The organism is Priestia sp. USM5 (assembly GCF_058323215.1).
Genome location: NZ_JBSGKN010000001.1, coordinates 1,180,418 through 1,204,168, shown reverse-complemented (window position 1 = coordinate 1,204,168; position 23,751 = coordinate 1,180,418). Strand labels below are relative to the sequence as shown.

Annotated in this window: 27 protein-coding genes and 2 pseudogenes; 3 read left to right on the top strand and 26 right to left on the bottom strand. The window is 33.1% G+C overall.

The window, feature by feature from the left end; all coding sequences use genetic code 11:
* Positions 1-101: 101 nt before the first annotated feature.
* The gene (locus ACWATA_RS06325) at positions 102-983 is read right to left on the bottom strand and encodes an ABC transporter six-transmembrane domain-containing protein (RefSeq protein WP_308012701.1); all 882 of its coding nucleotides are present in this window, start codon (positions 981-983) and stop codon (positions 102-104) included.
* Between the two features lie 192 nt (positions 984-1,175).
* On the opposite strand from ACWATA_RS06325, the gene ACWATA_RS06320 reads away from it, so the two are divergent.
* The gene (locus tag ACWATA_RS06320; protein WP_473049650.1) at positions 1,176-1,997 is read left to right on the top strand and encodes a MerR family transcriptional regulator; all 822 of its coding nucleotides are present in this window, start codon (positions 1,176-1,178) and stop codon (positions 1,995-1,997) included.
* 228 nt (positions 1,998-2,225) lie between these two features.
* On the opposite strand, the gene ACWATA_RS06315 is transcribed toward ACWATA_RS06320, so the two are convergent.
* The 10 genes from ACWATA_RS06315 to ACWATA_RS06270 all read right to left on the bottom strand — a co-directional run bounded on the left by ACWATA_RS06315 (position 2,226) and on the right by ACWATA_RS06270 (position 11,385).
* On the bottom strand, positions 2,226-2,639 hold the full coding sequence (locus tag ACWATA_RS06315) for a DUF6892 domain-containing protein (RefSeq protein WP_473049649.1): 414 nt from the start codon (positions 2,637-2,639) through the stop codon (positions 2,226-2,228).
* A gap of 345 nt (positions 2,640-2,984) precedes the next feature.
* Positions 2,985-3,920 carry a sensor histidine kinase gene (locus ACWATA_RS06310; protein ID WP_430053490.1) on the bottom strand — a complete coding sequence of 312 codons (936 nt, stop codon included), beginning with the start codon at positions 3,918-3,920 and terminating at the stop codon, positions 2,985-2,987.
* Positions 3,921-3,922: 2 nt separating this feature from the next.
* Positions 3,923-4,630: a response regulator transcription factor gene (locus ACWATA_RS06305; RefSeq protein ID WP_473049647.1), complete on the bottom strand. Its 708-nt coding sequence runs from the start codon at positions 4,628-4,630 to the stop codon at positions 3,923-3,925.
* Between the two features lie 277 nt (positions 4,631-4,907).
* On the bottom strand, positions 4,908-5,777 hold the full coding sequence (locus tag ACWATA_RS06300) for a DUF4097 family beta strand repeat-containing protein (RefSeq protein ID WP_473049646.1): 870 nt from the start codon (positions 5,775-5,777) through the stop codon (positions 4,908-4,910).
* Between the two features lie 37 nt (positions 5,778-5,814).
* On the bottom strand, positions 5,815-6,519 hold the full coding sequence (locus tag ACWATA_RS06295; RefSeq protein WP_473049645.1) for an ABC transporter permease: 705 nt from the start codon (positions 6,517-6,519) through the stop codon (positions 5,815-5,817).
* 95 nt (positions 6,520-6,614) lie between these two features.
* The gene (locus ACWATA_RS06290; RefSeq protein WP_473049644.1) at positions 6,615-7,538 is read right to left on the bottom strand and encodes an ABC transporter ATP-binding protein; all 924 of its coding nucleotides are present in this window, start codon (positions 7,536-7,538) and stop codon (positions 6,615-6,617) included.
* A gap of 419 nt (positions 7,539-7,957) precedes the next feature.
* Positions 7,958-8,245, bottom strand: a complete 288-nt coding sequence (locus ACWATA_RS06285; protein ID WP_165636255.1) for a 3-isopropylmalate dehydrogenase — start codon at positions 8,243-8,245, stop codon at positions 7,958-7,960.
* A gap of 131 nt (positions 8,246-8,376) precedes the next feature.
* Complete coding sequence (locus tag ACWATA_RS06280) at positions 8,377-9,555, bottom strand: DUF418 domain-containing protein (protein WP_473049643.1); 1,179 nt, start codon at positions 9,553-9,555, stop codon at positions 8,377-8,379.
* A 406-nt stretch (positions 9,556-9,961) separates the two neighbouring features.
* The gene (locus tag ACWATA_RS06275) at positions 9,962-10,171 is read right to left on the bottom strand and encodes a hypothetical protein (protein ID WP_028414832.1); all 210 of its coding nucleotides are present in this window, start codon (positions 10,169-10,171) and stop codon (positions 9,962-9,964) included.
* 674 nt (positions 10,172-10,845) lie between these two features.
* The gene (locus tag ACWATA_RS06270; protein WP_049165934.1) at positions 10,846-11,385 is read right to left on the bottom strand and encodes a TetR/AcrR family transcriptional regulator; all 540 of its coding nucleotides are present in this window, start codon (positions 11,383-11,385) and stop codon (positions 10,846-10,848) included.
* A 139-nt stretch (positions 11,386-11,524) separates the two neighbouring features.
* Between ACWATA_RS06270 and ACWATA_RS06265 the strand changes: the two genes are divergently transcribed.
* Positions 11,525-11,863 carry a DUF2834 domain-containing protein gene (locus ACWATA_RS06265; RefSeq protein ID WP_473049642.1) on the top strand — a complete coding sequence of 113 codons (339 nt, stop codon included), beginning with the start codon at positions 11,525-11,527 and terminating at the stop codon, positions 11,861-11,863.
* Between the two features lie 399 nt (positions 11,864-12,262).
* Positions 12,263-12,817 (top strand): signal peptidase I, encoded by a 555-nt coding sequence (gene lepB / locus ACWATA_RS06260; RefSeq protein ID WP_154992199.1) that lies wholly within the window; start codon positions 12,263-12,265, stop codon positions 12,815-12,817.
* 85 nt (positions 12,818-12,902) lie between these two features.
* Here lepB and ACWATA_RS06255 read toward each other — a convergent pair whose 3' ends face one another.
* The 15 genes and pseudogenes from ACWATA_RS06255 to ACWATA_RS06185 all read right to left on the bottom strand — a co-directional run bounded on the left by ACWATA_RS06255 (position 12,903) and on the right by ACWATA_RS06185 (position 23,610).
* Positions 12,903-13,214 (bottom strand): carboxymuconolactone decarboxylase family protein, encoded by a 312-nt coding sequence (locus ACWATA_RS06255; protein WP_154992200.1) that lies wholly within the window; start codon positions 13,212-13,214, stop codon positions 12,903-12,905.
* Positions 13,207-13,302: pseudogene (locus ACWATA_RS06250) on the bottom strand (tautomerase family protein); the annotation flags it as partial. The pseudogene ACWATA_RS06250 and the gene ACWATA_RS06255, both read right to left, overlap by 8 nt.
* Before the next feature lie 88 nt (positions 13,303-13,390).
* Positions 13,391-14,017: a hypothetical protein gene (locus ACWATA_RS06245; protein ID WP_154992202.1), complete on the bottom strand. Its 627-nt coding sequence runs from the start codon at positions 14,015-14,017 to the stop codon at positions 13,391-13,393.
* A gap of 19 nt (positions 14,018-14,036) precedes the next feature.
* On the bottom strand, positions 14,037-14,588 hold the full coding sequence (locus ACWATA_RS06240; protein WP_154992203.1) for an SF0329 family protein: 552 nt from the start codon (positions 14,586-14,588) through the stop codon (positions 14,037-14,039).
* Positions 14,589-14,962: 374 nt separating this feature from the next.
* Positions 14,963-15,493 carry a WGR domain-containing protein gene (locus ACWATA_RS06235; RefSeq protein WP_154992204.1) on the bottom strand — a complete coding sequence of 177 codons (531 nt, stop codon included), beginning with the start codon at positions 15,491-15,493 and terminating at the stop codon, positions 14,963-14,965.
* A 187-nt stretch (positions 15,494-15,680) separates the two neighbouring features.
* On the bottom strand, positions 15,681-16,082 hold the full coding sequence (locus tag ACWATA_RS06230; protein ID WP_154992206.1) for a hypothetical protein: 402 nt from the start codon (positions 16,080-16,082) through the stop codon (positions 15,681-15,683).
* Complete coding sequence (locus tag ACWATA_RS06225; protein ID WP_154992207.1) at positions 16,082-16,288, bottom strand: helix-turn-helix transcriptional regulator; 207 nt, start codon at positions 16,286-16,288, stop codon at positions 16,082-16,084. The genes ACWATA_RS06230 and ACWATA_RS06225 overlap by 1 nt, the downstream gene beginning before the upstream one ends.
* A 648-nt stretch (positions 16,289-16,936) precedes the next feature.
* Entirely contained in the window at positions 16,937-17,311 is a 375-nt protein-coding gene (locus tag ACWATA_RS06220; protein WP_154992208.1) for a hypothetical protein, read from the bottom strand.
* A gap of 138 nt (positions 17,312-17,449) precedes the next feature.
* Complete coding sequence (locus tag ACWATA_RS06215) at positions 17,450-18,538, bottom strand: tetratricopeptide repeat protein (RefSeq protein ID WP_186807958.1); 1,089 nt, start codon at positions 18,536-18,538, stop codon at positions 17,450-17,452.
* A gap of 488 nt (positions 18,539-19,026) precedes the next feature.
* Positions 19,027-19,377 (bottom strand): DUF2178 domain-containing protein, encoded by a 351-nt coding sequence (locus ACWATA_RS06210; RefSeq protein WP_154992211.1) that lies wholly within the window; start codon positions 19,375-19,377, stop codon positions 19,027-19,029.
* A 1-nt stretch (position 19,378) separates the two neighbouring features.
* Positions 19,379-19,606, bottom strand: a complete 228-nt coding sequence (locus ACWATA_RS06205; RefSeq protein WP_028414839.1) for a helix-turn-helix transcriptional regulator — start codon at positions 19,604-19,606, stop codon at positions 19,379-19,381.
* 240 nt (positions 19,607-19,846) lie between these two features.
* A pseudogene (locus tag ACWATA_RS06200) lies at positions 19,847-19,963 on the bottom strand (DJ-1/PfpI family protein); the annotation flags it as partial.
* 152 nt (positions 19,964-20,115) lie between these two features.
* On the bottom strand, positions 20,116-20,394 hold the full coding sequence (locus ACWATA_RS06195) for a hypothetical protein (protein WP_154992212.1): 279 nt from the start codon (positions 20,392-20,394) through the stop codon (positions 20,116-20,118).
* A gap of 215 nt (positions 20,395-20,609) precedes the next feature.
* Positions 20,610-22,802, bottom strand: a complete 2,193-nt coding sequence (locus tag ACWATA_RS06190; protein WP_154992213.1) for an alpha-galactosidase — start codon at positions 22,800-22,802, stop codon at positions 20,610-20,612.
* 46 nt (positions 22,803-22,848) lie between these two features.
* Positions 22,849-23,610: a carbohydrate ABC transporter permease gene (locus tag ACWATA_RS06185; protein WP_261764028.1), complete on the bottom strand. Its 762-nt coding sequence runs from the start codon at positions 23,608-23,610 to the stop codon at positions 22,849-22,851.
* Between the last annotated feature and the right edge of the window lie 141 nt (positions 23,611-23,751).

The following is a 23,751-nucleotide window of genomic DNA, read 5'->3' as shown; positions in this document are numbered from 1 at the left end:
AATCCTCCTAACCTATATTTACGGGCTTATTTCTCTGAAAAGACAACAACAATAATTTAAGGGATAACATAACAATAATGGTTGGCTAAGCTTTTGTGGTTTTAGCTGTTAACGTCTTCAGCAACGCGTTCACCAATATCAAGTACACGCGAAATATTTTGCACAATTTCAGGAAGACCAACTACTGCCTCTTGAAACATCCAAATATAAGCTAGAACTGCATAAATAGCACCAGGCGTAGTACCCTGAACACCTGTAAGTCTAAATAGTGTAGCTAGGGTTAAGAGAATGACGACAATCTCCATCATCCCCCATGTTTTAGCCTCAGCGTTAGAAATAGCAACACGCCACAAACGTAATCGTGCAAAATGTTTTTGAACAATGGTAAGTGGACGATGAACGACTATATCTGCCTCTTCTTCAATCCGGTTGTTAAGTGCGTGATTCAAACGATAAGAACGTCGACCGAACCAATGGTTTATGATTAGTATTGGAATTAGTGCCAATAAACTTAAGAACCCAATAAACCGGTCATAAAGAAATAACATGATAATAGCGCCTAAAAATCGAATAACCGTTGTTACAACTGCCGGCAGCTCCATCTGAAAGAAATCTACTACCTCTCGAGACAATGAGACACGTCCTACAATTCGAGTTCCTTTTACTCCATCAGCACGCTGGCGCTCCACCATTTCTGCAGCAACATTAGAATAAATTCCAACGAATACTTTGGTATCGTAAACGTGCCTGAACAAGCCAACCCCTAGGTGAAGGATCCATAGTAGAGCAAGTGGTATAAGGCTAGCCGGATTCCCTTTAAGCAACCCATCGATTGCAAAACCAATTGTTGCAGCGTAAAGAAGATCGCAAACATTTTCAACAAGAGTGAGCATATAGGTAAGGCTAATTCCTTTGCGATTTTTTGACCATATACCTTGAAGGAGTTGACCTACGGAGGATTTTTTCTTTTTTATCATTTGCATCTTATCTACTCTTTCTTTTCTCTAATTAGACAAACTTTAATTCTATTCATTGCTTTATCTTCAAATTCATCATCAATTTGCCTTTTCACTTACTTTAATGAAATAAAGGACTCGTCATTGCTGTTTATATCCCCTTTCCAGTACAATGAACATCATAAAGTATATGGTTACCGTATAGTCAAGGAGGATTTTATGAGTGAAGAGTTGGAAAAGTACTTTAGTACTGGTGAATTCGCGAATCTCTGTCGTGTAAAAAAGCAAACTCTATTTCATTATGACGAGATAGGGTTACTTTCACCTCAAATAAAAAGAGAGAATGGATATAGGTACTATTCGTATGAACAATTTGAAGTCTTTCAAGTGATTGCCTTATTTAAAGAATTCGGTGTTCCATTAAAAGAGATAAAAGTTCTTTTAAAAGATAAAAAACCAATAAATATGATTACTCTTTTAAAGGAAAAATCTCTTGAAATTGAAGAAAAAATTAAGAGCCTTAATCATTTACAAGCAATTATTCAAACGCGTTTACAGTTAGCAGAACATGCTTTAAAAACTGATTTTTCTTCTATTTCATTGCAATATTTAGATGAAGAAACCTTTATGATTAGTGAAAATATTTTAGAAGAAGCCGAACAAAAATATACTACAGTTATTCCGGAGCTCATTCATTATACTCAACTTCATAAATTAGACCGAGGATATCCAATTGGAGCAATGCTTGCGAGAGACCAAATCCAAAAAAAAGAGTTTTACAATTACGAACATTTGTATATCAAAATCCCAGAAGAGATAGAAAAAATTCATTGTCATACACGTCCCCAGGGACTATATGTTGTTGGGTATCAAAAAGGTGCCGAAACCGAACATGCTTACGATCGAATTATTCAATTCGTTAGAGAAAAAGGGTTAAAAATAGGGGAGTATGCATATGAGGAATACGTGATTGATGAGGTAATGGCGGATGGAATAGAGAATTCAATTACAAGAATTCAACTTCAAATTCAAAGCCAATAACGTTTTTTTAGTTTGTATTGCAAAGAGGTACCATATTTACTAAACATATGTGGCGTATACAAACTAAAAATAGAAAACCCAACCTGTGAGCTCTAAAGGTTGGGTTTTCTGTTTTTGTAAACGGAGTATAGGAGAATTGCTTATTGATTTTTCTAGATGGCAATAATGAGGAAACGTTATTCTTCATAAAGACGGATTGCTTCCTTTAGCACAATAACATCCTTCTCATTAATCCTCAATCTCAATTCCAGCTTGCTTAAATGGTTCTAATACTTGTGGATCAAACATTGAAATATAGTCCACTGTTTTTAAATTCGTTAAGTTCTGAAATCCTTCAACAGATAATACATCAAACAAACTGTCTTCGCCATCCCAATCTGGCTTTAGGATATGATAAATTTCATTACCTCCATCAAAGCAAAGGCATTCAACCTTTTCCAAATCACTCTTTTCCAGAGTTAACTCTTCTAAATAATCTTTGATTTCAACAATTGGGCCAGCACCAGAATACCATTCAAAATTATTGGTATACTTATCTTTTAAATCGGTTAATTCTTTTAGAAATAATGGCTCTTGATCTAATAAAGCTTCAATAACCACTAATTTAAAATTAAAATCTTTAAACATTCCACTTTTCCCCATTTTGCTACCTCCGATTTTATCTCTGTATTAGGCTTGTAATCGCCCCTGCACTATTCGTATTATAACAATCATCTATAAATAAAACCTACTTATATTGTTGACTTTGACAGCCCCAAAAATAAGAGCCCCTGTAAATGAAGGTCCGCTCTTATTTACTTAGTTTAATTACTACTGCAAGCTGCTAATGCTAGCAATAATACAGCAGAAGTTGCTAAAACCTTTTTCATACATGCACCTTCAACTCTCTACTAATTCTTTTCTACTTATTATTCTTTGACTACTGTTAGTAAAAGGTAGAAAAATAGGTGTTTTTCTTGCAATACCTAAAACAACGTATTACTAATTTTAAAAATTAATACGTTTTAAACATACTGTAAAAGTAGTATGTTTAAACGGAATACTTTCTAAAGAGATGCTTCCACCCATTTGTTCAATCAATCTCTTCGTAATAGTTAACCCTAATCCACTTCCTTGATAGCGACTGTTCCTTGAGTCTTCTAGCGTATACATTCGCTCAAAAACTCGTTCTTTATGTACTTCATCTATTCCTTTTCCTCTATCTGATATTTCTATATAGATATTATCTTTATCTGTTCTAAGCTTTAAACCTATCATTTTACCATCAGAACCATACTGAATTGCATTAGAAATTAAATTATTAAGAACCCTTTCAATTGCACTTTCATCTCCTCTAACAAAGAGTGATTCTTCTGGTATTTCAATAGCTACTTCAAATTCTTTATTGATTAAAATTTCGTAGTAATCCAATATTATTTTCCGGCTAATTTCGCATATATCAATTCTCGAAAAGCTTAATTTTTTGTCTCCGGATTCAAGCTTTACAAGTTCGAAAAAACGATTTATTAACTCTAGCACCTCTAAGGTTTTTAAATTAACGGTTTTTAACAAACTCATCATTTTTTCTGTACTTAGACTTTTATCATTATTTATAATTTCAATATAACCTAAAATAACTGTTAGAGGGGTTTTTAAATCGTGAGAAATATTTGATAGCATTTTTCTTATTGAACGTTCTACGTTATGGTAATCTGCCACTGTCTTTTGATTGTGTTCTAAAAGACGGTTTATTTGTTTCAATAAAGACTTTATCTGATTATTGTCTGTATATAATAATAGTCTTTCACTTGTTTCTTCATCAATAATAGCTTTGAGCTTGCTTTCTATGTATCTCACTTCTGCTTTATGTTTTAATCGCCTATGAATCAGAAATAGGTTTATACAAATAGAACAGGCCAATAAGATGACGACCAGGTAAACCATTTTTATAAATCCCCCAATTTATAACCTATTCCCCATAAAGTCTTTATGTACGTTGGATGAGAGGGATTGTCTTCAATTTTTTCTCGAAGTCTTCTAATGTGAACATTAATTACGTTTTCATCTCCATGATATTCATCTTCCCATACGGCTTTATACAGTTGTGACTTCGTGTATACATGAGTAGGGTTGGAAATAAATACTTTTAGGATGTTAAATTCTTTTGCTGTGAGGCTAATATCCTTATCTAGTTTCTTCACAGAAAAGCTGTCCATATCAATACTTATATCTCCTATTTTTATGACCTTGCTTTGACTTTCTTTTTTTAACTGCGATGAGTGCATATAATGTAATTCTCTTCTTATAATCGCTTTAATTCTCGCTAATAATTCAATCATAGAGAACGGTTTAGCAATATATTCATCAGCACCAAAACCTAGTCCAAGTGCTTTGTCTACGTCTTCATCTTTTGCAGACATAATAAGAATAGGAACCATACTTTTAGAACGAATTATTTTTAAACATTCCATGCCATCCACTTTGGGCAGCATAAGATCAAGTAAAATAACGTCATATGTTTGTACATTAAGTATTTCTAAAGCTTCCTCGCCATCAAAAACAGCGGTGACTTCATATCCTTCTTTTACTAACCCCTCTTTAACCATCTCACTTATAAACGGATCGTCTTCTACAATTAGTATCTTGTGACTCAATACTTTCCACTCCTAAAACCTTTTAGTATGCTTACTATTCTATTATCATAAAAAATAACAATTAATTACATTATAATCCTTTTTATACAAAATGTTATAACTAATTAATATAGTGTTAAAAAAAGTTAGTAGTAAATAAACGATATAAATTCTTTACCTATAGTTTTTTAAGATATTCATCAAAAAATGCTATCTTAATGTCGAGGAAGATAGCATTTTCAATAAGTAATTGATTATTAGTTTAGTTCAAGTATTCTTATCAAACATATTATAATGATTAATTTGTTACATTAATAACACCGTTGTTACTTAATAAATTTAACTTATTGGATCCCTGTCCAATTTTTCCTCTTTGAAGCTTTTCAGTATCTGTGTTTTTCTTAAGTCTATCTAGTTTAAGTTTTACATCGGAGGAATAACTTTTAGCAGCCACGGATAGAGAAGTTGGCGCTTTTTTATAAGAAACGCCGATGTCGCCAGAGTCACTTTCTACAGCTAAGGATTTTCCTTCTTTTATATCCTTAATTGAAACCTCTCCATCTTTAGAAGTAACCTTAATCTTTGAACCATTTACATTTTCCATATAGTTATCGCCACTTGTAGAGGAAATGTTTAAATTTTCAAAAGTACTATCTTCCATACTTAACGTTCCATCCTCGGATACAAACATTGCTTTATTAGCTGAAAGGCCTTTTATTTTTTTATCACCAGAGTTGTTGTGAACTATAAGATTATTAGTAGAAATTTCACTCAATTGGATATCACCATATTTATTATTTAAGTCAATTTTGTTTATTTTTGAACTTGGAATTGCAATAGAAACTGTACCTTTCTTTCCAAAAGTAAAGCCTCCTAAAAAGCCACTTTTCTTTTGATCCTTTTGCTTGATTATTAGTGTTTTTCCATCTTGCTTAAAAGTGACACGTTGTTTTTCTTTCTTCTTCCCTTTAGCTGATACAATCACTTCATTTGAATGACTTTTCTTCAACCTTATATCCCAAGATTCACTATCCACTTTTAAAACATTAACACTCTCGATATTGTAAGACTTATTTTTCTCAAAGCTTTTTGCTTCGGCAATATTGACTTTGAAAGTGAACCCACAAATTAAAACTAAAGCTACAGAAGTTGATACAATCCTGTTCATCTCTTTTCCTCCTATTTTTACTCTTAGAAATTATGTATTATGCTATGTCAACACTGTCTACCTTTCTTATTGCCAAGTAACCTATTAGAAGTCCAAGAAGACAAAGTACGCCAGGAATTGCCACAATTTCATATAAACTTACCGTCTCTCCTCCAGTGGAAATTGTTGCATTAATTAAGAATCCAATTACTAGAGACGAAGTTATTGTAGTAGCAACTGATTTCTTCCTCATACCAAAAAATAAAGGAATGAAACTCACGCCAGCCATCATAAGCGCACCAATAAGAGTTGAAGGTACTGTAGAAATAATGTCATTCACCTTTACAGGTTTTTCAACCAGATATACGTGCGGGTTGATCCAAAAAATTAATAAATCGATAATAAAAGTAGCAATAATAATACTGACAAAGCAGAATACGAAAACAATAAGCAGTTTCGCTTGCATTAACTTTTTTCTTTTTAATGGATAAGTGAATAACAGCTGAATTGTTTTATTTTTATATTCATCAATTATTAGCCGAGACAAAATGACACTAGAGAAACAAATAAATACAATTCTAATAAAAATATTAGCTAACGACATAAAGTCCGCATAATCTGGATACATAGGTTCAATTTCATTTCTTGATCCCCACCCCATAAGTGCAGCTATAAAAAAGATAGCTAAAATGCAAATGACTACATTTTTTATATACCTTGATAATCGATGTTTTTTGTATTCTAATTTCATTAGTTTTAACATTTTCAAAAGCTCCCCCCAATGGAATTTAAGACGTTTCAATTTAGTGCTCTTTAAATGATGTGATAAGGAATTGGAAGTTAAGATGATATACGTGATTAAATGTGAATTTCTTCACTATTCATTGAACTTAAAAAGTACTCTTCTAGTGAACTGTTCTTTTTGTTGATACTTTCTATACCAACATCATTCATAACGAATGCTTTAGAAATCTCTTGCTGAGTTAATGTTGTTTCATATATACGTATTGCCGCTTCACCAATAACTCTAAAGTTTTTTATTCCTAAATTTTGTTCCAAAATATACAAAGCTTTTTTTGTATTTTGAACCTGTACTTCTATATACTCAGTTTGTTTTCCGTTGATACTTTTCATAGAAACTTCTTTTATTAATTTGCCATTTTGAATAATTCCGATTGTATCTGACATCTGTTCCATTTCAGCTAAAATATGACTAGATATTAATAAGGTAATTCCATAATCTTTACAGAGTATTTTAAAAAGGTCTCTCAATTCCTTTATACCAATAGGATCGAGTCCATTAATTGGTTCATCTAAAACCAGAAGCTCTGGCTTTGTAGAAATAGCTCTAGCTATCCCTAACCTTTGTTTCATTCCCAATGAAAAATCCTTCACTTTTTTGCCTTCAATATTATGTAATTTAACAAGCTCTAGAGCGTGATCAATAGCTTTGTTATCGTAATAACCCATATACTCGCAATGTAAAGATAAATTTTCTCTAGCAGTGAGCTGCTCATAAAAAATTGGATATTCAATAATAGTTCCCATCCGCTTTAATACTTCAAATGATGTGTTCGTTAATTTCTCTCCAAAAATCTCTATTTCACCACTCGTTGGCTTGATTAAGTTTGTGAGCATTTTCATAATCGTCGTTTTACCAGCACCATTCGGACCTAAGAAGCCATAAATTTCTCCTTTCTTCACGTGCATATTAACTTCAGAAACAACCTGTCTCCCTTTAAACGCCTTTGTAAGTTGGGTAGTTTTCAATATGTATGTCATTTATCTTCTCCTTTTCAATTTATATGGTTATTGTATAAAATGAAATTTTCTTTTCTCTTACTTAAATCTTACGTTTTTCTTAATTTTCTTGTTACATAGTTCTAAAAAGAGTTTACATATAAATAGCTTCCTATTTATGTACTTGTTTGTCTTTTTAGTAAGCTAAAAGGTTTGCTAAAACAGCGGTGTATAAACGATAAATTGGAAAATCAAAGGAGCCCTTGGGTATTAAGGGCTCCTTTTTTTCTTGTCTTTTAGAAAGAAACTTTATGTAAACTAGCGTTTTATATGATATAACTAATAAAGTGTTAATCATATTTGAAGCCTTTAGATTTATGAATCTAAAGGCTTTTTTGTACGGATAACTGAGATTATGGTAAATACAAACTTACGAAGTATGAGTCTTACTAGGCAAATTTTTATTTATCGTTATATTGTTTTATAACTGTGACTATAACTGCCAGTAACAGAACAATTGCGCTATTTATAAGTAAATAGTATCCAACTTGTAAACCATAAAATATGGAAAAAGCGTCTCTAATGATCAACAGTGCTAATATACCGCCTACTGCCCCGAATAAAGCCGCCAGTATCAATATTGTAAAAGCAGCAGCGTATAAACTTTTCTTTTTTTTGTAGGAGATAAATCCAACGACATTTGAAATGATAATAAAGAAGCCAATAAGTATTAAGAAAAAGGTAGCCATTTTCTTTAATTCTCCTCTACGGATTATTAATTAGTTAAAATTTCCAATACCTAATATCACTTTAACATAACATTCTATGTGAAAGTTTTGCTTCTTATAACATGTTTGATATTCATCAAAAAGAAGCTGACTTACATTTTAAGATCTTTCTTTATATTTTTTCTTATAGCTAAACTGGCTAAGCGTTTACGCGCTGATTCCATAGGACCCATTTTAAAATAACGGAGCCACAAAACAGCAACTAACATTTGAAACAAACAGATTAATACCCAAACAAAAATGACGAAGAATGAACGAGGGTGTCCACCCAATCCAAGGCCCCATCCATAAAATAAAATGGAGCTTAAAACATTCTGTAACACGTAGCAACTTAAAGACATCTTACCTACTTTCTCTAAAACGCTCCATAATGAAAAGGTCTGAAATTTTTCAATTAGAAAACTAATAGCTCCCATGTATCCAATCGATAAAATAGGGGCAAATACGTACCTTACTGGAAAATCAAAGTATCCTCCAGGAACAAATAATAATAGGTTTAGAGGTAGCCCAACTAAAAGTCCTGCCTTCATCATCCTCTTTCTGATATTAATACCCTTGGAATTATTGTCAAAAGCCCCTATTCTCACTAGTAAAACACCAATTAAAAACATACATATATTAAATGGAATGACGAAAATTGCTTCTGTGCGCAGCTCCCAAAAATGAAAAAGTCGATACTGAATTTGATTCATCCATGATTCATGTTGATAAAGGTTCATCACTTCTTTTGGCACAGCAACTAGCTCATCTCCTATTGAGTTAGTTAGCACACCTAAGAACACAAGTAATATAAAGAAAAGATGAATCGCTGCTGCACTAATCATTGTTATTCGTATCATCGTCTTCCGCATTTTTACGATAAATGAAACAATAATTGCTGTTACTGCATAAGACATTAAAATATCGTACTCTAAGACAAAAATAAAGTGCAAAAGCCCTTCCATTAATAAAATCAAAGACAGCCATATGTATCTTCCTGGCCACGTCCGATTTAACCGTTTTGATTGCTGATATTTCAGTTCTAAACCAACACCAAACATAATGGCTAAGAGGCCAAGTAATTTTCCGTTAATTAAGGACAGAAAAAGGATTCTTAAAAAGTCATCTCCTGATAACCACCATTGATTATGGTTAAAAGTAAATATATAATTTATATCTCCCAGATAGGCAAACAGCCAAATATTTGTTCCTAATGTTCCCAGAATCGCTAGTCCTCTTAATATATCTAAAGAGCGAATTCGTTTTTTATTCTCCACTTCCCATGCCCCCATCCTTTACTTTCATTCTAATAACGTTCCGAATACATTTCTAAAAAGGATTGTTTATTTTCGTTACTCTCCTTCTTGATATGTCATAGTTCAACTATATTAGATTACGTCGCGTCACCTTCAACCCTTATTTTTAAATGAATGAATTATTTTTAGTGCAATAAAGAGAGCGTAGATACGTTTTGAGAAGTGCGAAGGCTGCCTGCTTTGGAAACAGGTTTAGCCAAAATCCAAAAGATATACTGGCTTACGCAGAGTACTAATTACAAAAAAAAGAAACCCTAGTATTTTTAAGGTTTCTTTCTTTCTGATATTCCACTCTAAGCGACAATTGAAGATAAATTAAAATGCTTTTACTGCAATATAACGTTTTCCAACGTTTTGTAATTCATATTCTAAAAGCTGGCATCTAGCTTTTAGAAAGTTCGTTTATCTCCCTTTCAATAAGAGCTACTGAAAGTTCGAATGCTTGTATCCTTCTTTTAGCTAAGGTTATTTGAGATTTATATCTATCGGCATTTTCTTTAGCTTCAAACGTTTTTACTGTCTGTCTGAGTTTATGTAAAGTTGAATCAATTTGACGTTTTGCTTCAACTAATTCAGGTACGTCAAATTTCATTGGAGTCCCTCCTTTTTATCATTTTTATCGATAAGATGGCTTTCTTTAAAAAGGTTGTTTATCGGCAGAGCTACTGTTATCTATATTTCCTGTACATGAGTAGCCATCCAAAAATGTTTATTATACCAAATATAGTGAACACAAACTTACCACTTAAAACTTCTCTTAACAATATACCTGATAAACTAGTGTTTGTTTGTCTATAGAAATTGAAAGGTTCCTTTAAAAGAAGCAGGTTTTTTTGAGGTATTGAGAGGTGACGTCAATTTTTATTAAGATGCTCAGCTGTTCTAAAATAGCCTCTGCGTAAGGGCCACGCTAAATAACCCATTCAAAATCTCTCAACGCAATAAAATTTGTCATACAAATTTCGTTTTTCATCTTCACAACAAAAATAGTTTGTGATACACTTCACATGTAAGGATGTTCACATGAACTAACAAACTCTTGAATGTAAAGTAGAAAAAGCTATTTCACTCCGATGCCAATACGATTGAAATAGCTTTTTTTATGCTCTTATTTTGAGAACCCCCACCATTTCTACTGCTATGGCCTTCTGTACAGTTCTCTAGGAGAAGTAGTTACATCTATCTTACTCGCTTGCTTTTAGAGTTTGATGTTCCTAACCTATCACTCAAAAAATAGAGAGGGTTCTATTTTCCGCTTATTGCAGATCAACCCTTATTAATTGCCGCAATCGCTTTTGTAATACGAACATCATCACCTATTGTATCTAAAAGAGCAATTCCTTCAATTGTCACAAGAGCCAGTGCCGCTATTTGTTCTTTATCCTCTCCTTCTCCCACTTGAATGATATCCATGTAAAACTGATAAAAGCTGTCACAGATTTCCTTTGCTACAGAATAAAAGGGATCCCCCTCTTTTGATGCAACCGCAACTAATTCAAGCCACAGCTTAATGTATGGACGAACTTCAGGATCTCTCATCATGTTATACAAATGGGGAACTAGCGTCTGAAATGAATGTTTTTCCATTTCTGTATTATGCAGCATGTAAATAAGCTTCTGAGAAATAAAGGATAGCACAACCGTAAATAATTCCTCTTTGTCATTAAAATAATGAAGTAACATTCTATCGCTTGTTTCTGCTGCTTTCGCAAGATTTCGCAAGCTGGAGGCCTGCAGACCATTTGATAAAATATAGTCAGCCGTTTTTTCTATAATTTCTTGTTTTTTCTTTTCACCTTTTTTCATATAAAGCTCCTTACTGTCTTTTTCTGTCGTATAGATACAATTATGAAGGAAACTTAGTTGCTTTGCATTATTCCCATTCATTTTTTTGTTGATAAAAAATGTAATGAGTGCTACATTTTAAGAAAGGAGGATGATTGAATTGGTAAGTAAAAACGACAAATCAATGGACAGTAACACATTTTCTAGAAATAATCGAATACCAAAAGCATTACTTATTTTAGTATTAGTATCTTTTTCTGTTTTAACAGGTTTGGCCGTATATCATTATGGCTTTCTTGGTATTTTTTCTCAGGCATTTAACAACTATGCTTCTATGCAAATATTCTTTGATTTATTGATAGCACTAATTCTAGTGCTTGTATGGATGTGGCATGATGCCAAAAAGACAAACCGTTCTTTTTGGCCATGGGCACTAGTCACGCTAATAATTGGCTCGTTCGGTCCCCTTTTGTATCTGTTGCTGCGCAAACGCATTTAGCAGATTAAAAGACTTTGTATTGCAAAAAGAAAGCCTTTTGCAAAATAAAACAAGGCTTTCTTTTTATCTAATTAATTATTAATCAGCTGTTTCCCCTAGTACAACTTTAATAGCCTTTGCGAGCATCTTTGCTGTACGTCTTTCTTCCTTCGAGGAGTGGTTTAGAGATTTATATAAGATTCCATCTTATAACACTATCATTTGGAAAGATAACCAAATAAAAAAGATTCTTTTAGATCCCCAAAAAGTAAAGATCATAAAGCAGGATCAAAATCATGCAATGAAGTTTATTGAACTTGTTAAAAAATCATCTAAGTAAACCTTTAATTGTTAAATTAAAGGTTTATTTCTATATATTGTGTTATACTCTTAAACATGTAGTTGTAGAGGAGTTTTAAATTGAAACAAAAAGAGATTTTTTCGTGGATCAAATCCATAGTTATTGCTTGTATTCTGGCTTTTGTGGTGAGAGAGTACATCTTCACTCCTATAGTAGTAGACGGTGAATCGATGATGCCGACTTTAAAAGATAGTGAACATATTATTCTTAATGAAATGGGTAAAAATAACCCAGATAATATAAAAAGATTTGATATTATCGTTTTTCATGCCACAAAGGAAAAAGACTATATTAAAAGAGTAATTGGTTTACCGGGTGATCATATAGAATATCGCAATGACACGCTATATATAAACGGAAAAAAATATGAAGAGCCTTATTTGGATCAATACAAAAAAGAAATAGTAACAGGTCCGTTAACTGAGGATTTTAAACTTGAGGATTTTACAGGCAGAAAAACAGTTCCAGAAGGTCAATTGTTTGTCATGGGAGATAATAGAATGTATAGCTTAGATAGCAGATCACCTCAAGTAGGAACAATCTCCGTAGACAAAATCGTAGGAAAAGCAAAATTAGCTTATTGGCCTTTAAAAGATTTTCAATGGATGAAGTAACATATTTAAAAGCTCCCTCACCACAGGGAGCTTTTTCTATTAAAAATAAACTAAAAAGCAATAATATTTATCTGTTTTACCTCTATTATTGCTTCGCTACTATGTTTAATACTGCAGCTGCTTTTGGGCATCCCACGTAAAAAGCCATATGAGTTATTAGTGCAATAATTTCTTTTTCAGTCATTCCATTCTTTTTTGCCAGCTGCAGATGAAAAGGCATTTGTTCGGTGTTGCCAATACTAATTAAAGCAGAAAGTGTGCTCAAACTTCTTTCTTTTGATGTCAAAGTCGGATCTCTCCACACTTCTCCAAATAAGATATGTTCTCCATATTTCACAAAATCCGGAGCGAGATCTCTCATCTTGTTCAGTAGCTTGGATTTAACACGGTTATTCATAGCTATTTCCCTCCTTTTGATTTACCATTTGTGCTAGTCCTTGCCCAAATGACCAGTTTTCAAGAGATGTCTCGTTTAATGTAATGAATTTATTCATAAAAAATCCTTTGCTTCCAAAGCAAAGGATTTTTTGTAGTTATAGAGAGCTTTGTCCCTTTTACAGATTAATATAATACTCATCCACTATCTCTATCATGAGCATAGTTTTTTGATAAGCTGTCTTTAAAGTCTTGAGGAAGCTTCATATTTCTAAAATTTAAGCCAATTAAATCTTCAACATCTTCATTTAAATACGACCATTTAGATGGTGATGTCATTAAATGGTCTAACAAAACAGATTCATTAAAACCTATGACACATATATCTAAGCTCCGCTCTCCCCATATCGCCCACTGCTTAGAAGAAGAAAACCATACCACTTTCTCTGAATTATAGTAAGGAGCATCCGCAGGGTAATCCTCCGGCCCAATTTCTAAGGCATTACTATACTCTTCACTTGATAAAGAAGTAGGAAGCTTCAAGTAATTAAAATAGCCAAACTCTTTATAAAAATAATCTGTGGGATGTGGATCTAAAACCGCAACTGTAACTTCTTTTTCATTAAAGATTTTTGTTAAATATTGTACGGTAGGCCAAAAATCATCACACATAACCCAATAGAACTCTTCAAATAAGTAATAATCACACCTTTGGTTAAATACTTTGTCAGGCAATTCCTTATTCGTATTAAAGATACTTTTTAAATTTTTATTCGTGGATTGAAAGTCTTGGATATCTTTAATGAAAAAATTGGTGGGCTTCACAGTGTAGCCTCCTTTTTTATTAACTGGGCGTATATTTGAACGGCGCGATGTTATCAACCTCGCATCTTAGTTCATAAAATTGGATGATTAAGGGGTGCACATTAGAATCATATGTTAAAGCTTCCAATGTCCTCTTGCCTAACCTTCTATCTACTAATGCAAGAGCTTGAAGAATAATATTCTCAGAATTTAATGCTCGATCAATGGTCAGCTGAGGATACTGGATAAAAGCGTCATAAACATGTTCAGCGTTAAAAACGCCTCTATGTTCTAGAATACTTGCAGTGTAGTCCATATCATCTACCTTGCCAATGAATTCTGGGAAACATTCATATAAACACTCTGGAAAGGGTTTGCTTGTTTTTCTCTTCACTTCCTCCCAGAGTTTATCATGTTCCATTAAATATTCTGCTGAAGAAGCATTAAAAATCTCCTTCTTATCTAGAGTAATCCAAATACGTGTCTGTTCTCCAAGAAAAACGTTATATTTAGTCAAATGAATACTTAATCTTTCCTTTAACTTATCACAGATTAAATTCTCCATATTCTTCTTTACTTTTGTCCATTTCATGCTATTTTTGTACTCCTATTCTTTCCTAAAACTATACGATTTGGCTTATAGAAACATATTATACAAGAGCACCTGATTATCTGATGCTCTTTTTATTTACTTTTTTTCTCTTTTTCACCAATAGAATTACAATTATCATGAGCAAGCCCAAAATTCTGAGTGTGAAGTGAAACAGATAGAAGACGTTCTATGTTGTGTACCCGATAATGAATTGACCTCCAAATATCATAAAGAATGATAGTCCCGGATATAACGGAGGATTTTCTATAATGTAACTTTTAATTTTGTTCATTCAATTCACTATTCTCTTATGATTAGCACTACAATTAGTGGATAAAAGAAAAGAGAGCATTGAGAATTCTCAGTGCTCCCTTTTACATTAGATCCAAAGAGTCTCCTTCTGGATACAAGGCAATATATTCCTCGTCTTCAGGATTTAAATAAGCTATTTTTACCCCTTCAAGCAAATTGTTGTCCTTTAGTTCTTCTATAATTGTTTTCGTTGCCTTTTCGACATCTATCACGTAGTTGAGAATATTAGCTGTACCACTGCCTATATCTCCACCATCACAAGAACCATTGCCTGTCCAGCCTAAACATTCATTCATTAAATCCTCAACCTGATGTCGCTTTTTAAGAGTTTCTTTCATTTGGTCTTCTTCATAACTATACTGAATAACAAGTTCAAATAGCTCATCTTCATCTAAATAATCGTAGCCTTGATCAGCTTTTTCTTCTGCTAATTCATTCATCACCTTTTCTGCCTTTTGAGATAGTGATAGTTTCTTTTCCTCAGTCTCACCAGTATTTCCAATGGCACCGTAATGAATAATAAGCATTTTGCCATCTTGCCAAACTTCCCAATACGACATTTCAGCATCACTTTGTTTAACCATCTTAATCATAGCTAGCACCCCATATCATCTAAAAAATAACTCTTTAACAAGTAATTACAATAATTATTGTATATGGTAATTTCTGTTATTTCTACTGAAATTTCAATTCCAATCTTTATATAACAATAAAAAAGCACTAGCTAATTTCAATGGTTAGTGCTTTTTTGAACTATTTGCAACGTATATTAGATAATCTTTATTTGTATCGCCTTGCTGAAAAAAATTGAACAATTGGAAAGATAACTAATGAAAGACATATAGCTGCGAATAAAGATATATTGCCGAAATCATTTTTTCTAACAAAAATGATTCTATCTACTATCCAAAGAATAAATAGAGCTATTGTTAGGATATGATAACTTGTTTTCGCACTTATAGTGGCAACTTTCTTACCCATTTCATCTTTTTGAACTTTTCTATCGAATCCCCAGGTAGCAAATTGAAACACACTAGTTAAAACTATAACTATTCCTATAACCCCGGTTACCCCTATGGTATATCCATTTTTAAAATCTGTAATATACATTGTAATTAGAAAAAAGGCGAAACTTAGCAAAACAACAATACCCAAGATATAATTTTTTTGCATATTTTTCATTATAAATTCCTCCTATTCTGATATAAAAATAATTCATCTACACTTACTTCTAAATTTTCTGCCAGTTGAAAAGCCAAAGCTAAACTTGGATCATATTTGTTATTCTCGATAGCATTAATTGTCTGCCTGGATACTTCACAAGCTTTAGCCAAATCCTCTTGAGAAAGCTTTTTAGATTTCCTAAGTTCTTTGATTCGATTATTCATACTTATCAACCTACCTCTGAAATGTAAAAAATATTTTACATTTATAGTATATGGTAAAATTTTCATTATGTCAAACATCTTTTACAAAACATTTACTTTTTTGTGTGTAGGATATACAGAGTTTATATAAGGTTTCTTTCTAAGACACATTAAAAAACGAGCTTTTGATACGCAACCTTTCCATTTTTCTCGTTTATACATCGTTGATCTACCAATATTTTAGTCCCTTCTTAAAGAGTAGTTCTTGTATGAAAAGCGAATCTTTTATTCAGATGCTCACCTGGTTCAAAACAGTCTCTGCCTACGACTTACCCTAAATAACCTATTCACTCTCTATCAAAGCAATAAAATTTGTCATACAAATTTTTCTATCTTCACAACAAAAATAGTTTGTGATGCACTTCACATGTAAGGATGTTCACATGAACTAACAAACTCTTGAATGTAAAGTAGAAAAAGCTATTTCACTCCGATGCCAATACGATTGAAATAGCTTTTTTTATGCTCTTATTTCCATCACCCCAACCTTTCTGTTGCTATACTGGGTTTAATCTAGTCCTCTAAAAGAAGTAGTAAGTTCTTGATTAGTAGGATAAAGATAAACATAATACTATTAGATTTCCGATACGAAGCATTTACAACCATCTGTCAGCTTTCTTTAAAGGAGAATAAATCAAAAAAAGTTAAGCTAAGAGCCATAGCAAAAGGTATACTAAGATCATACATATCGATTTGGGATGATCGAAACATATAGGTAAAGATATAGATAGCAGCACTAAAGGAAATGAACAGCCCAACAAACTTCAATAGTCGCTTTCTTAGTTCAAACCATTTTACTTTTTTGATGTTCCTAATTAACAGAATCGTCCAATAAAACAATATGATGATAATAAATATAACGTATACTACTATAAATCCAAATGAAAATGAATTACCAATACCCATGTATGTAATAAAAGATATAATAACTGTACTTAGCACGCACAGCGTACAAATGATAGATGTAACAGTGCTTTGTTTCATTATACCCCCTCCTCCTTCCATCCTTCATCTTACTATCCCGTTTTTTAAAAAACTCATTTCCCTTTTGAAACGATTATCTAACATTCTACAAAGTTTGCAACAAATTTTGTGTATTCATCTTAAAAGAGTTGTAGCATTTTATATAGAAAAATAGCTAGGATTCACATCTGTATGTCTAAAGCAGCCATATAAATAACAGCGAGTTTCCAATGTAGGTTCATACTTTACAATAGGCGCTTTTCCCCAATACACTTCTTTAACCGTATTTTTAATGAAAGCAATCTCTTCTTTTGTCACTTCTTTGTATTCTACTTTAAACTCTTCTTCCTCATCTGGATCTTGAAGAACTTCTTGCATTTCTTTTTCTTTTCTTTGGATAGTCTTAGAAGCAAGTTCTTCAATTTGTTTTGTTTTTGAAAGCTTCCATAACGAATGAAAATAAGTCGGAAAGAACTCTTCTGAATAAAATTCCCAATCTAACTTGCAGTAGATATTAACAACCTCTTCATAATCCTCCAGAATATAATAGATCTCTGCTATATCAGCTTCTAAATCTTCTCCTTCTTTTCTACTCAGCGTCAGCAGTTCTTTTGTCGCTTCTTTTGCTTCTGATTTCCTTCCTAAATGCGCTAGACAAATTCCATAGCTAAGGAATGGAAACAAACTATCGTTGTTAGAAGATCGCAGTAAGTGCGCTTTACGAAAACATTCCGCTGCTTCAGATAACCTTCCTTTTTTGTAGTAGCATAACCCAAGATTATTTAGATTTTCTAGTGAAGGAGTTAAAGTGATGGCTTCTTCTAATATACCAATCGCTTCTTCATACTTTTCTTTTTTAATGTACATTTCACCCATTACATTATAGGGAAAAGAATGTCTTGGTTTGTACTTCAATATATCTTCTACGATATCAAATGCTTCTTTATCTGCGATTTCCCATGTATAAGACATTTCTTCCACATCTTCTTCAACACTTCTTGATTCCATATCCTCTACAATTGGTTTTCCTTCCACAAAATAAAAATAGCCTAAATTATAAAGAGTTTGAACAGAAGGTTTTAGTTCAGCAGCAGCTTGCAGTTGAAAGAAAGCCTCTTCATACTGATTTATTTCCATAAAAACGATCGCTAGCTCATTTCTTAGCTGTGCGTTGTTTGGGTCTGTTTCCACTTGCTTCTGCATGTGAAGCGCAACCTTTTCAAAATCTATTTCATCATACTTGCTCATAGTCATACTCCTTTTAAATAAAAAACATAAAAGCCGCCTCGGTTTGTCAGATAAGGCAGCTTTTACGAGAAATTTTATATAGAATTTGTTTTACTATGAATTATAGTATATTTTTCCGATAAAAACTATATTTTCCTATAAAGCCACAATTGTCTGTGCAGAGAATATAGTTAACTATAATTTTAATTGTAACTATGATTTAGTTATTGATCATCATCTATTTTATTTTATAAAACGTAACCAATGGTCTACTATAATTGAATGTCTGAAATGTTGAGCACTGAAGAAAGGAAATGAATAATGGTTGGTCTATAGGAATGTATCAATCTTATTCGTTTAAAGACGACCATAAAAATAAGAGTAGGTAAGAGTAGGATTGTCATGAAGTTAATAAGGTTGTTGTAAGAAAATTATAGTTAAAACACTAAAGCCAAAGAAATGTATAGCCTTCTATGGCTTTTTTACTGCTGGTAAATCTGCGTCATTCTCTAGTTTAAAAAATCCCTTTTATATCGAACAGCAAGATATATACCTGAAGCAATGAATGCAATGGAATATTTAAATAAGAAGAAAATTTGCCACATATATTCTTTTGGAAAAATCAAGTCGCACAAAATAACTCCACACAGTACAACGAGGGCACTTTTTAAACCGATTTGACTTGTTCTTTCGTCAGACACACTCATGCCCATTTTCTTTTGAAAAACATATATTAAAACTGCTCCTACTATAAGCGATATAAATCCAATGCAAATAAGCATATTCCAGTTACTATTTGATTGTTCTGTCCAGGTTCTCAAAGGAGTAAAAATGGCATTTTCTATTTTGTCAGTTATCATTTTAATCCCTTCCTTTCACATAACTAAAAATATCGTTAACATCTACGTTAAAGAAATCAGCTATTCGAAAAGCTAAAACAAGAGAAGGCGAATAATTATTCTTCTCCATCACATATATCGTTTGTTTAGATACTCCAACTGCGTCAGCCAATTCTTTTTGAGACATCCTGTTTAAAACTCGGTGTTCATACACTTTATTTTCAACGTAGTCACCATTTTTTTCTTTCAATGTAATCACCTTCCTTTTTTTGACTACAACTATATAATACAACAAACTTTGATAAAGGTAAAGTAAACTTATACAAAAGATAAATATTATTATACAATTTAGGGAAATAAAAAGAGTTAGACTCTTAGCGAGAAGTCTAACTCTTTTTCTATTTCAACATCAAAAAATAAAGTACTCATTTCCTTTTACTGTTTAAAAACGATTCATTTTCGTTTCTTCGCTAAAAACAATATTTGTTGATTAGTTAAATCCCATTAAGTTTTTTACCTGTTGAACATTTTCTAAAGAAGTTAATTTCTCTAATAGTAAAAAGGCCACATCAAACCCGGTGCTGGGGTTTGACAAAGTAATTGTATTGTAGTTTACGGCAATATAATCATCTTAAACAAGAATGATTATAGGCAAAATAGAAAAAAGTCGTCAAAAATAAGGATGTATTAAATGAGGCAATAACCTGAACTTTATCTTTATTATGTATGGTTTTAAATATCAATGATTGTAAAGCCTTACTAACTGATCAATTTCTTTTTCCATATGACTTTTGATTTAATCTTTAGAAGTATAGCACCTCTAAATCTTCTTTTAAGAACTTTTAAACTAGAGCTATATACCAGCTCTTCCTTTAAGTAATGCTTTGTTTCTTGATTACTTTTTGTATAAATATTGCCATCAAAAGATAATGTCATTTTATAAAGAAAATGATTCTGTTTTTCAATAGTAGCTTGATAAGTACCTATATAACGACCTGATTGACTATACCCTTTTATTTTCCCTTCCCATTTCCCCATCAGAATGATTATCCCTTAAGAAAGTAACGGGATACTAAACTGAGTTTCAACATGCATTCTAAATACATCCCTTCTCTTTTCTTCTTAAAATACTATAAAACGAACAAATTATTAATTTTACAAAAAGCACCGATGACAAACATAGCAATATGTAGTGTCATCGGTGTCATTAAAATAAGGGTTACTACCCTATATATCCATACTACTAGTGTAAATTAAAGTGCTTTTAGATGGTAAGCCACGCTTTGAAAATCTCCCTGTAGCTCTGCAGGAATACTCAAACCAATATATTCAAGTTCATCCCCACCATATACACTGTTTGTTTCTACCACTCTATACTTTTTGGACGAATCCAGTCCTTTTACTTTAAAACTTTCAAACGGGGCATTTGCTTCTGCCAGTACGCGGAAATAAAAAACCATTGCTTCAGTTTTATCTTTATTCACAAATGACCATGCTGTTTCGTTTCCTTCAAATGGACTGAGTAAACGATAGAAATCACCAAATTGGATTAATTGTCTAATCTCTTGATATTTACTCACTTGTTGTTTCACAATTTCTTTCTCTTTCTCAGTTAGTTTTGTTAAATCGAGCTCATATCCTAAGTTTCCAGACATAGCCACATCCCCCCGCATATCAAGCGAAGTATATCGATGAACCTGATGATTTGGAACATCGGATACGTGTGCGCCCATCGTACTAATTGGGTAGACGAGACTAGTTCCATACTGAATTTTCAATCTTGAGATTGCATCTGTATTATCACTTGTCCACGTCTGTGGCATGTAATAAAGCATACCTGGATCAAATCGACCTCCACCGCCTGAACAACTTTCGAATAAGATATGTGGAAAAGAAGATGTGATTTTATCCATTACTCTATATAAACCAAGCATATAGCGATGTGCTGTTTCCCTTTGCTGGTCAGCCGGCAGCAAGGCAGAACCAATTTCTGTCATATGACGATTCATATCCCATTTCACATACGTAATCGGTGCACTCGCTAATACATCTGAAACCATTTTAATTAAGGCATCACAAACATCTTTTCTAGAGAAATCTAATACTAATTGATTTCGACTTTCTGATCGACTGTAATTTGGTACATGAAGACACCAGTCTGGATGTTTTCTGTAAAGATCACTATCAACGGAAATCATCTCCGGTTCGAACCATAGCCCAAACTGCATATCCATCTTTTGAATACGATTTGCTAAATCCCCTAGGCCATTTGGAAGTTTTGCTTGATCCACGAACCAGTCTCCTAACGATGTTTTATCATCATCACGTTTTCCAAACCATCCGTCATCTAACACGAAAAGTTCAATTCCTAACTCTTTACCGACTGTGGAAATTTCCTCAATTTTTTCTGCATCAAAGTCAAAGTAGGTCGCTTCCCAGTTATTCACAAGAATAGGTCTTTCTTTATCACGGAACTCACCTCGGCAAAGGCGGGTACGATACAGATCATGAAAAGTTCTAGACATATCTCCTAGGCCTTGATGGGAATAAACCATCACTACTTCTGGACATTGAAAAGCCTCACCCGCTTCAAGCATCCAGCTAAAATCAAAAGGGTTAATTCCTAAAGACACACGTGTATTTTTGAATTGATCTACTTCAGCCTGGGCTACAAAATTCCCACTATAGACCAAATTAAAAGCAAAGACTTCTCCTGTATCTTCTGTGGCATTTTTTCTTAACAGAGCAATAAAGGGATTTTGTTGATGACTGCTTGCTCCCCTACGACTTTCAATAGACTGCATACCTGTACGAAGGGCATGTCTATCTATATATCGTTCTCTTACGTGAGCACCGGATAAGTGAAGAAAATCAAAATCCGCATCACGAAAATCCACATTTGCACTTAATGCTCGTAGTAACTTAATGGAACTAGAGCCTTCATTAACAATACGTGCCGTTCGTGTAATAACATTACGTTGTTCATAAACAGTGTAAGCTACTACTACCTTTATGTAAGACACCGAATCTTCTAAAGTTATTTCTAACGTTTCTGCTTCATTTTCGCTTTCTACATACGTAGAAGGCAGCCCTTCAAGACCTTGTTTCCCTTTCAAAATACGATGATGCTTGTAACGTAAATCGGTTACTGTGGTACCATTATCCAGCTGTATTTGATAAGCAGGTGTTCGGAAATCGGTAGTTCCATAGCCTGGATACTCTTGTGGTAATGTATCTAATGAAAATGTTCGGTCTGTTGAAGGATAGGGATTACCTGAAAATCCCCTATCCATAAACTGCAGTTGATTTGAATGATGATATTCTCTTACTTTTCTCCCCCAATATAAGTGGGATAGGTAACCATCTCCTATAACTTGCAGCACGTAACTTGTATCTTTACCCTGTAAATGAAATAATCTATTCTCTTTATCAAACTGAATTCCCATAAATGTATTCAACCCCTACTTCATTATATTTCTGCGTATAAATATCTTATTTAATGGCTCCTTTTACTACCCCGCCAATAATCCATCTTTGTGCAAAGATGTAGACAATAATCATTGGTGATAATGCAAACAAGTAAGAAGAGAAAGCTAAATTAAAGTCTGTTCCGAACTCAGATTGGAAAATATATTGTACTAATGGCAGCGTCGCATCTGCTGGATCATTTAAAATAATGAGCGGCAGCATAAAGTCATTCCATGCCCATAAACAAGTCAAAATCCCAACGGTTGCGTTAATGGGTGTTAATAACGGAAAAATCACTTTCCAAAAGACTCCCCACGTGCTGCATCCATCCATAATAGCTGCTTCTTCAAGCTCCATTGGAATAGAACGAATATATCCTACGTAAATAAAAATATTTAACGCGGCTCCGTATACGATATATAAAAAGATCAAGCCGCCTGGATTATCCATTCCAAGTGCCGATGTCTGTTTAACAAGAGGAAGCATGATAATGGGAAAAGGGATAAACATAGCACTGACAAAATAGTAATATAGCACTTTAAAAAATTTGCGATGCATGTTTCGCGCAATAGCGTATGCAACCAATGAGTTTGTCAAGATTGTAAATACAACCGTGGTAACCGTAATTAAAGTACTATTCTTAAGAGCAGCAAAAAAGTTCGTTGCTTCAATTGCTTTCGCAAAGTTTTTAATATGAAAGCCTATTGGAAGAGAAAAAACAGATTTCGCTAACTCTTCTGGTGTTTTAAGCGCAATAGAGATGGCAATGTATAATGGCAGAATGATAAATCATGATCCTACGGCAACTAAAATGGTAACGGGCCAATTGGTTTTCTGTTTCATTACATATTCATCTTGCTCCTTCATTACCACATCCTGCAAGTCCGGAAACTGCTAAGGCACTAGTCATTAATAGCGCTAAGGTTT

Excerpts from the sequence above, each read along its gene's own strand:
- ACWATA_RS06300 (WP_473049646.1), bottom strand. The coding sequence starts at position 5,777 with ATGAACAGGATTGTATCAACTTCTGTAGCTTTAGTTTTAATTTGTGGG.
- ACWATA_RS06285 (WP_165636255.1), bottom strand. The coding sequence starts at position 8,245 with ATGGCTACCTTTTTCTTAATACTTATTGGCTTCTTTATTATCATTTCA.
- ACWATA_RS06215 (WP_186807958.1), bottom strand. The coding sequence starts at position 18,538 with ATGAGCAAGTATGATGAAATAGATTTTGAAAAGGTTGCGCTTCACATG.
- ACWATA_RS06315 (WP_473049649.1), bottom strand. The coding sequence starts at position 2,639 with ATGGGGAAAAGTGGAATGTTTAAAGATTTTAATTTTAAATTAGTGGTT.
- ACWATA_RS06295 (WP_473049645.1), bottom strand. The coding sequence starts at position 6,519 with ATGTTAAAACTAATGAAATTAGAATACAAAAAACATCGATTATCAAGG.
- ACWATA_RS06320 (WP_473049650.1), top strand. The coding sequence starts at position 1,176 with ATGAGTGAAGAGTTGGAAAAGTACTTTAGTACTGGTGAATTCGCGAAT.
- ACWATA_RS06280 (WP_473049643.1), bottom strand. The coding sequence starts at position 9,555 with ATGGGGGCATGGGAAGTGGAGAATAAAAAACGAATTCGCTCTTTAGAT.
- ACWATA_RS06210 (WP_154992211.1), bottom strand. The coding sequence starts at position 19,377 with ATGATAACTGACAAAATAGAAAATGCCATTTTTACTCCTTTGAGAACC.
- ACWATA_RS06255 (WP_154992200.1), bottom strand. The coding sequence starts at position 13,214 with ATGAATAACCGTGTTAAATCCAAGCTACTGAACAAGATGAGAGATCTC.
- ACWATA_RS06225 (WP_154992207.1), bottom strand. The coding sequence starts at position 16,288 with ATGAATAATCGAATCAAAGAACTTAGGAAATCTAAAAAGCTTTCTCAA.
- ACWATA_RS06270 (WP_049165934.1), bottom strand. The coding sequence starts at position 11,385 with ATGAAAAAAGGTGAAAAGAAAAAACAAGAAATTATAGAAAAAACGGCT.
- ACWATA_RS06190 (WP_154992213.1), bottom strand. The coding sequence starts at position 22,802 with ATGGGAATTCAGTTTGATAAAGAGAATAGATTATTTCATTTACAGGGT.
- ACWATA_RS06325 (WP_308012701.1), bottom strand. The coding sequence starts at position 983 with ATGCAAATGATAAAAAAGAAAAAATCCTCCGTAGGTCAACTCCTTCAA.
- ACWATA_RS06240 (WP_154992203.1), bottom strand. The coding sequence starts at position 14,588 with ATGAAATGGACAAAAGTAAAGAAGAATATGGAGAATTTAATCTGTGAT.
- ACWATA_RS06220 (WP_154992208.1), bottom strand. The coding sequence starts at position 17,311 with ATGAAACAAAGCACTGTTACATCTATCATTTGTACGCTGTGCGTGCTA.
- ACWATA_RS06235 (WP_154992204.1), bottom strand. The coding sequence starts at position 15,493 with ATGATTAAGATGGTTAAACAAAGTGATGCTGAAATGTCGTATTGGGAA.
- ACWATA_RS06230 (WP_154992206.1), bottom strand. The coding sequence starts at position 16,082 with ATGAAAAATATGCAAAAAAATTATATCTTGGGTATTGTTGTTTTGCTA.
- ACWATA_RS06310 (WP_430053490.1), bottom strand. The coding sequence starts at position 3,920 with ATGGTTTACCTGGTCGTCATCTTATTGGCCTGTTCTATTTGTATAAAC.
- ACWATA_RS06275 (WP_028414832.1), bottom strand. The coding sequence starts at position 10,171 with ATGAAATTTGACGTACCTGAATTAGTTGAAGCAAAACGTCAAATTGAT.
- ACWATA_RS06290 (WP_473049644.1), bottom strand. The coding sequence starts at position 7,538 with ATGACATACATATTGAAAACTACCCAACTTACAAAGGCGTTTAAAGGG.
- ACWATA_RS06195 (WP_154992212.1), bottom strand. The coding sequence starts at position 20,394 with ATGGGGAAATGGGAAGGGAAAATAAAAGGGTATAGTCAATCAGGTCGT.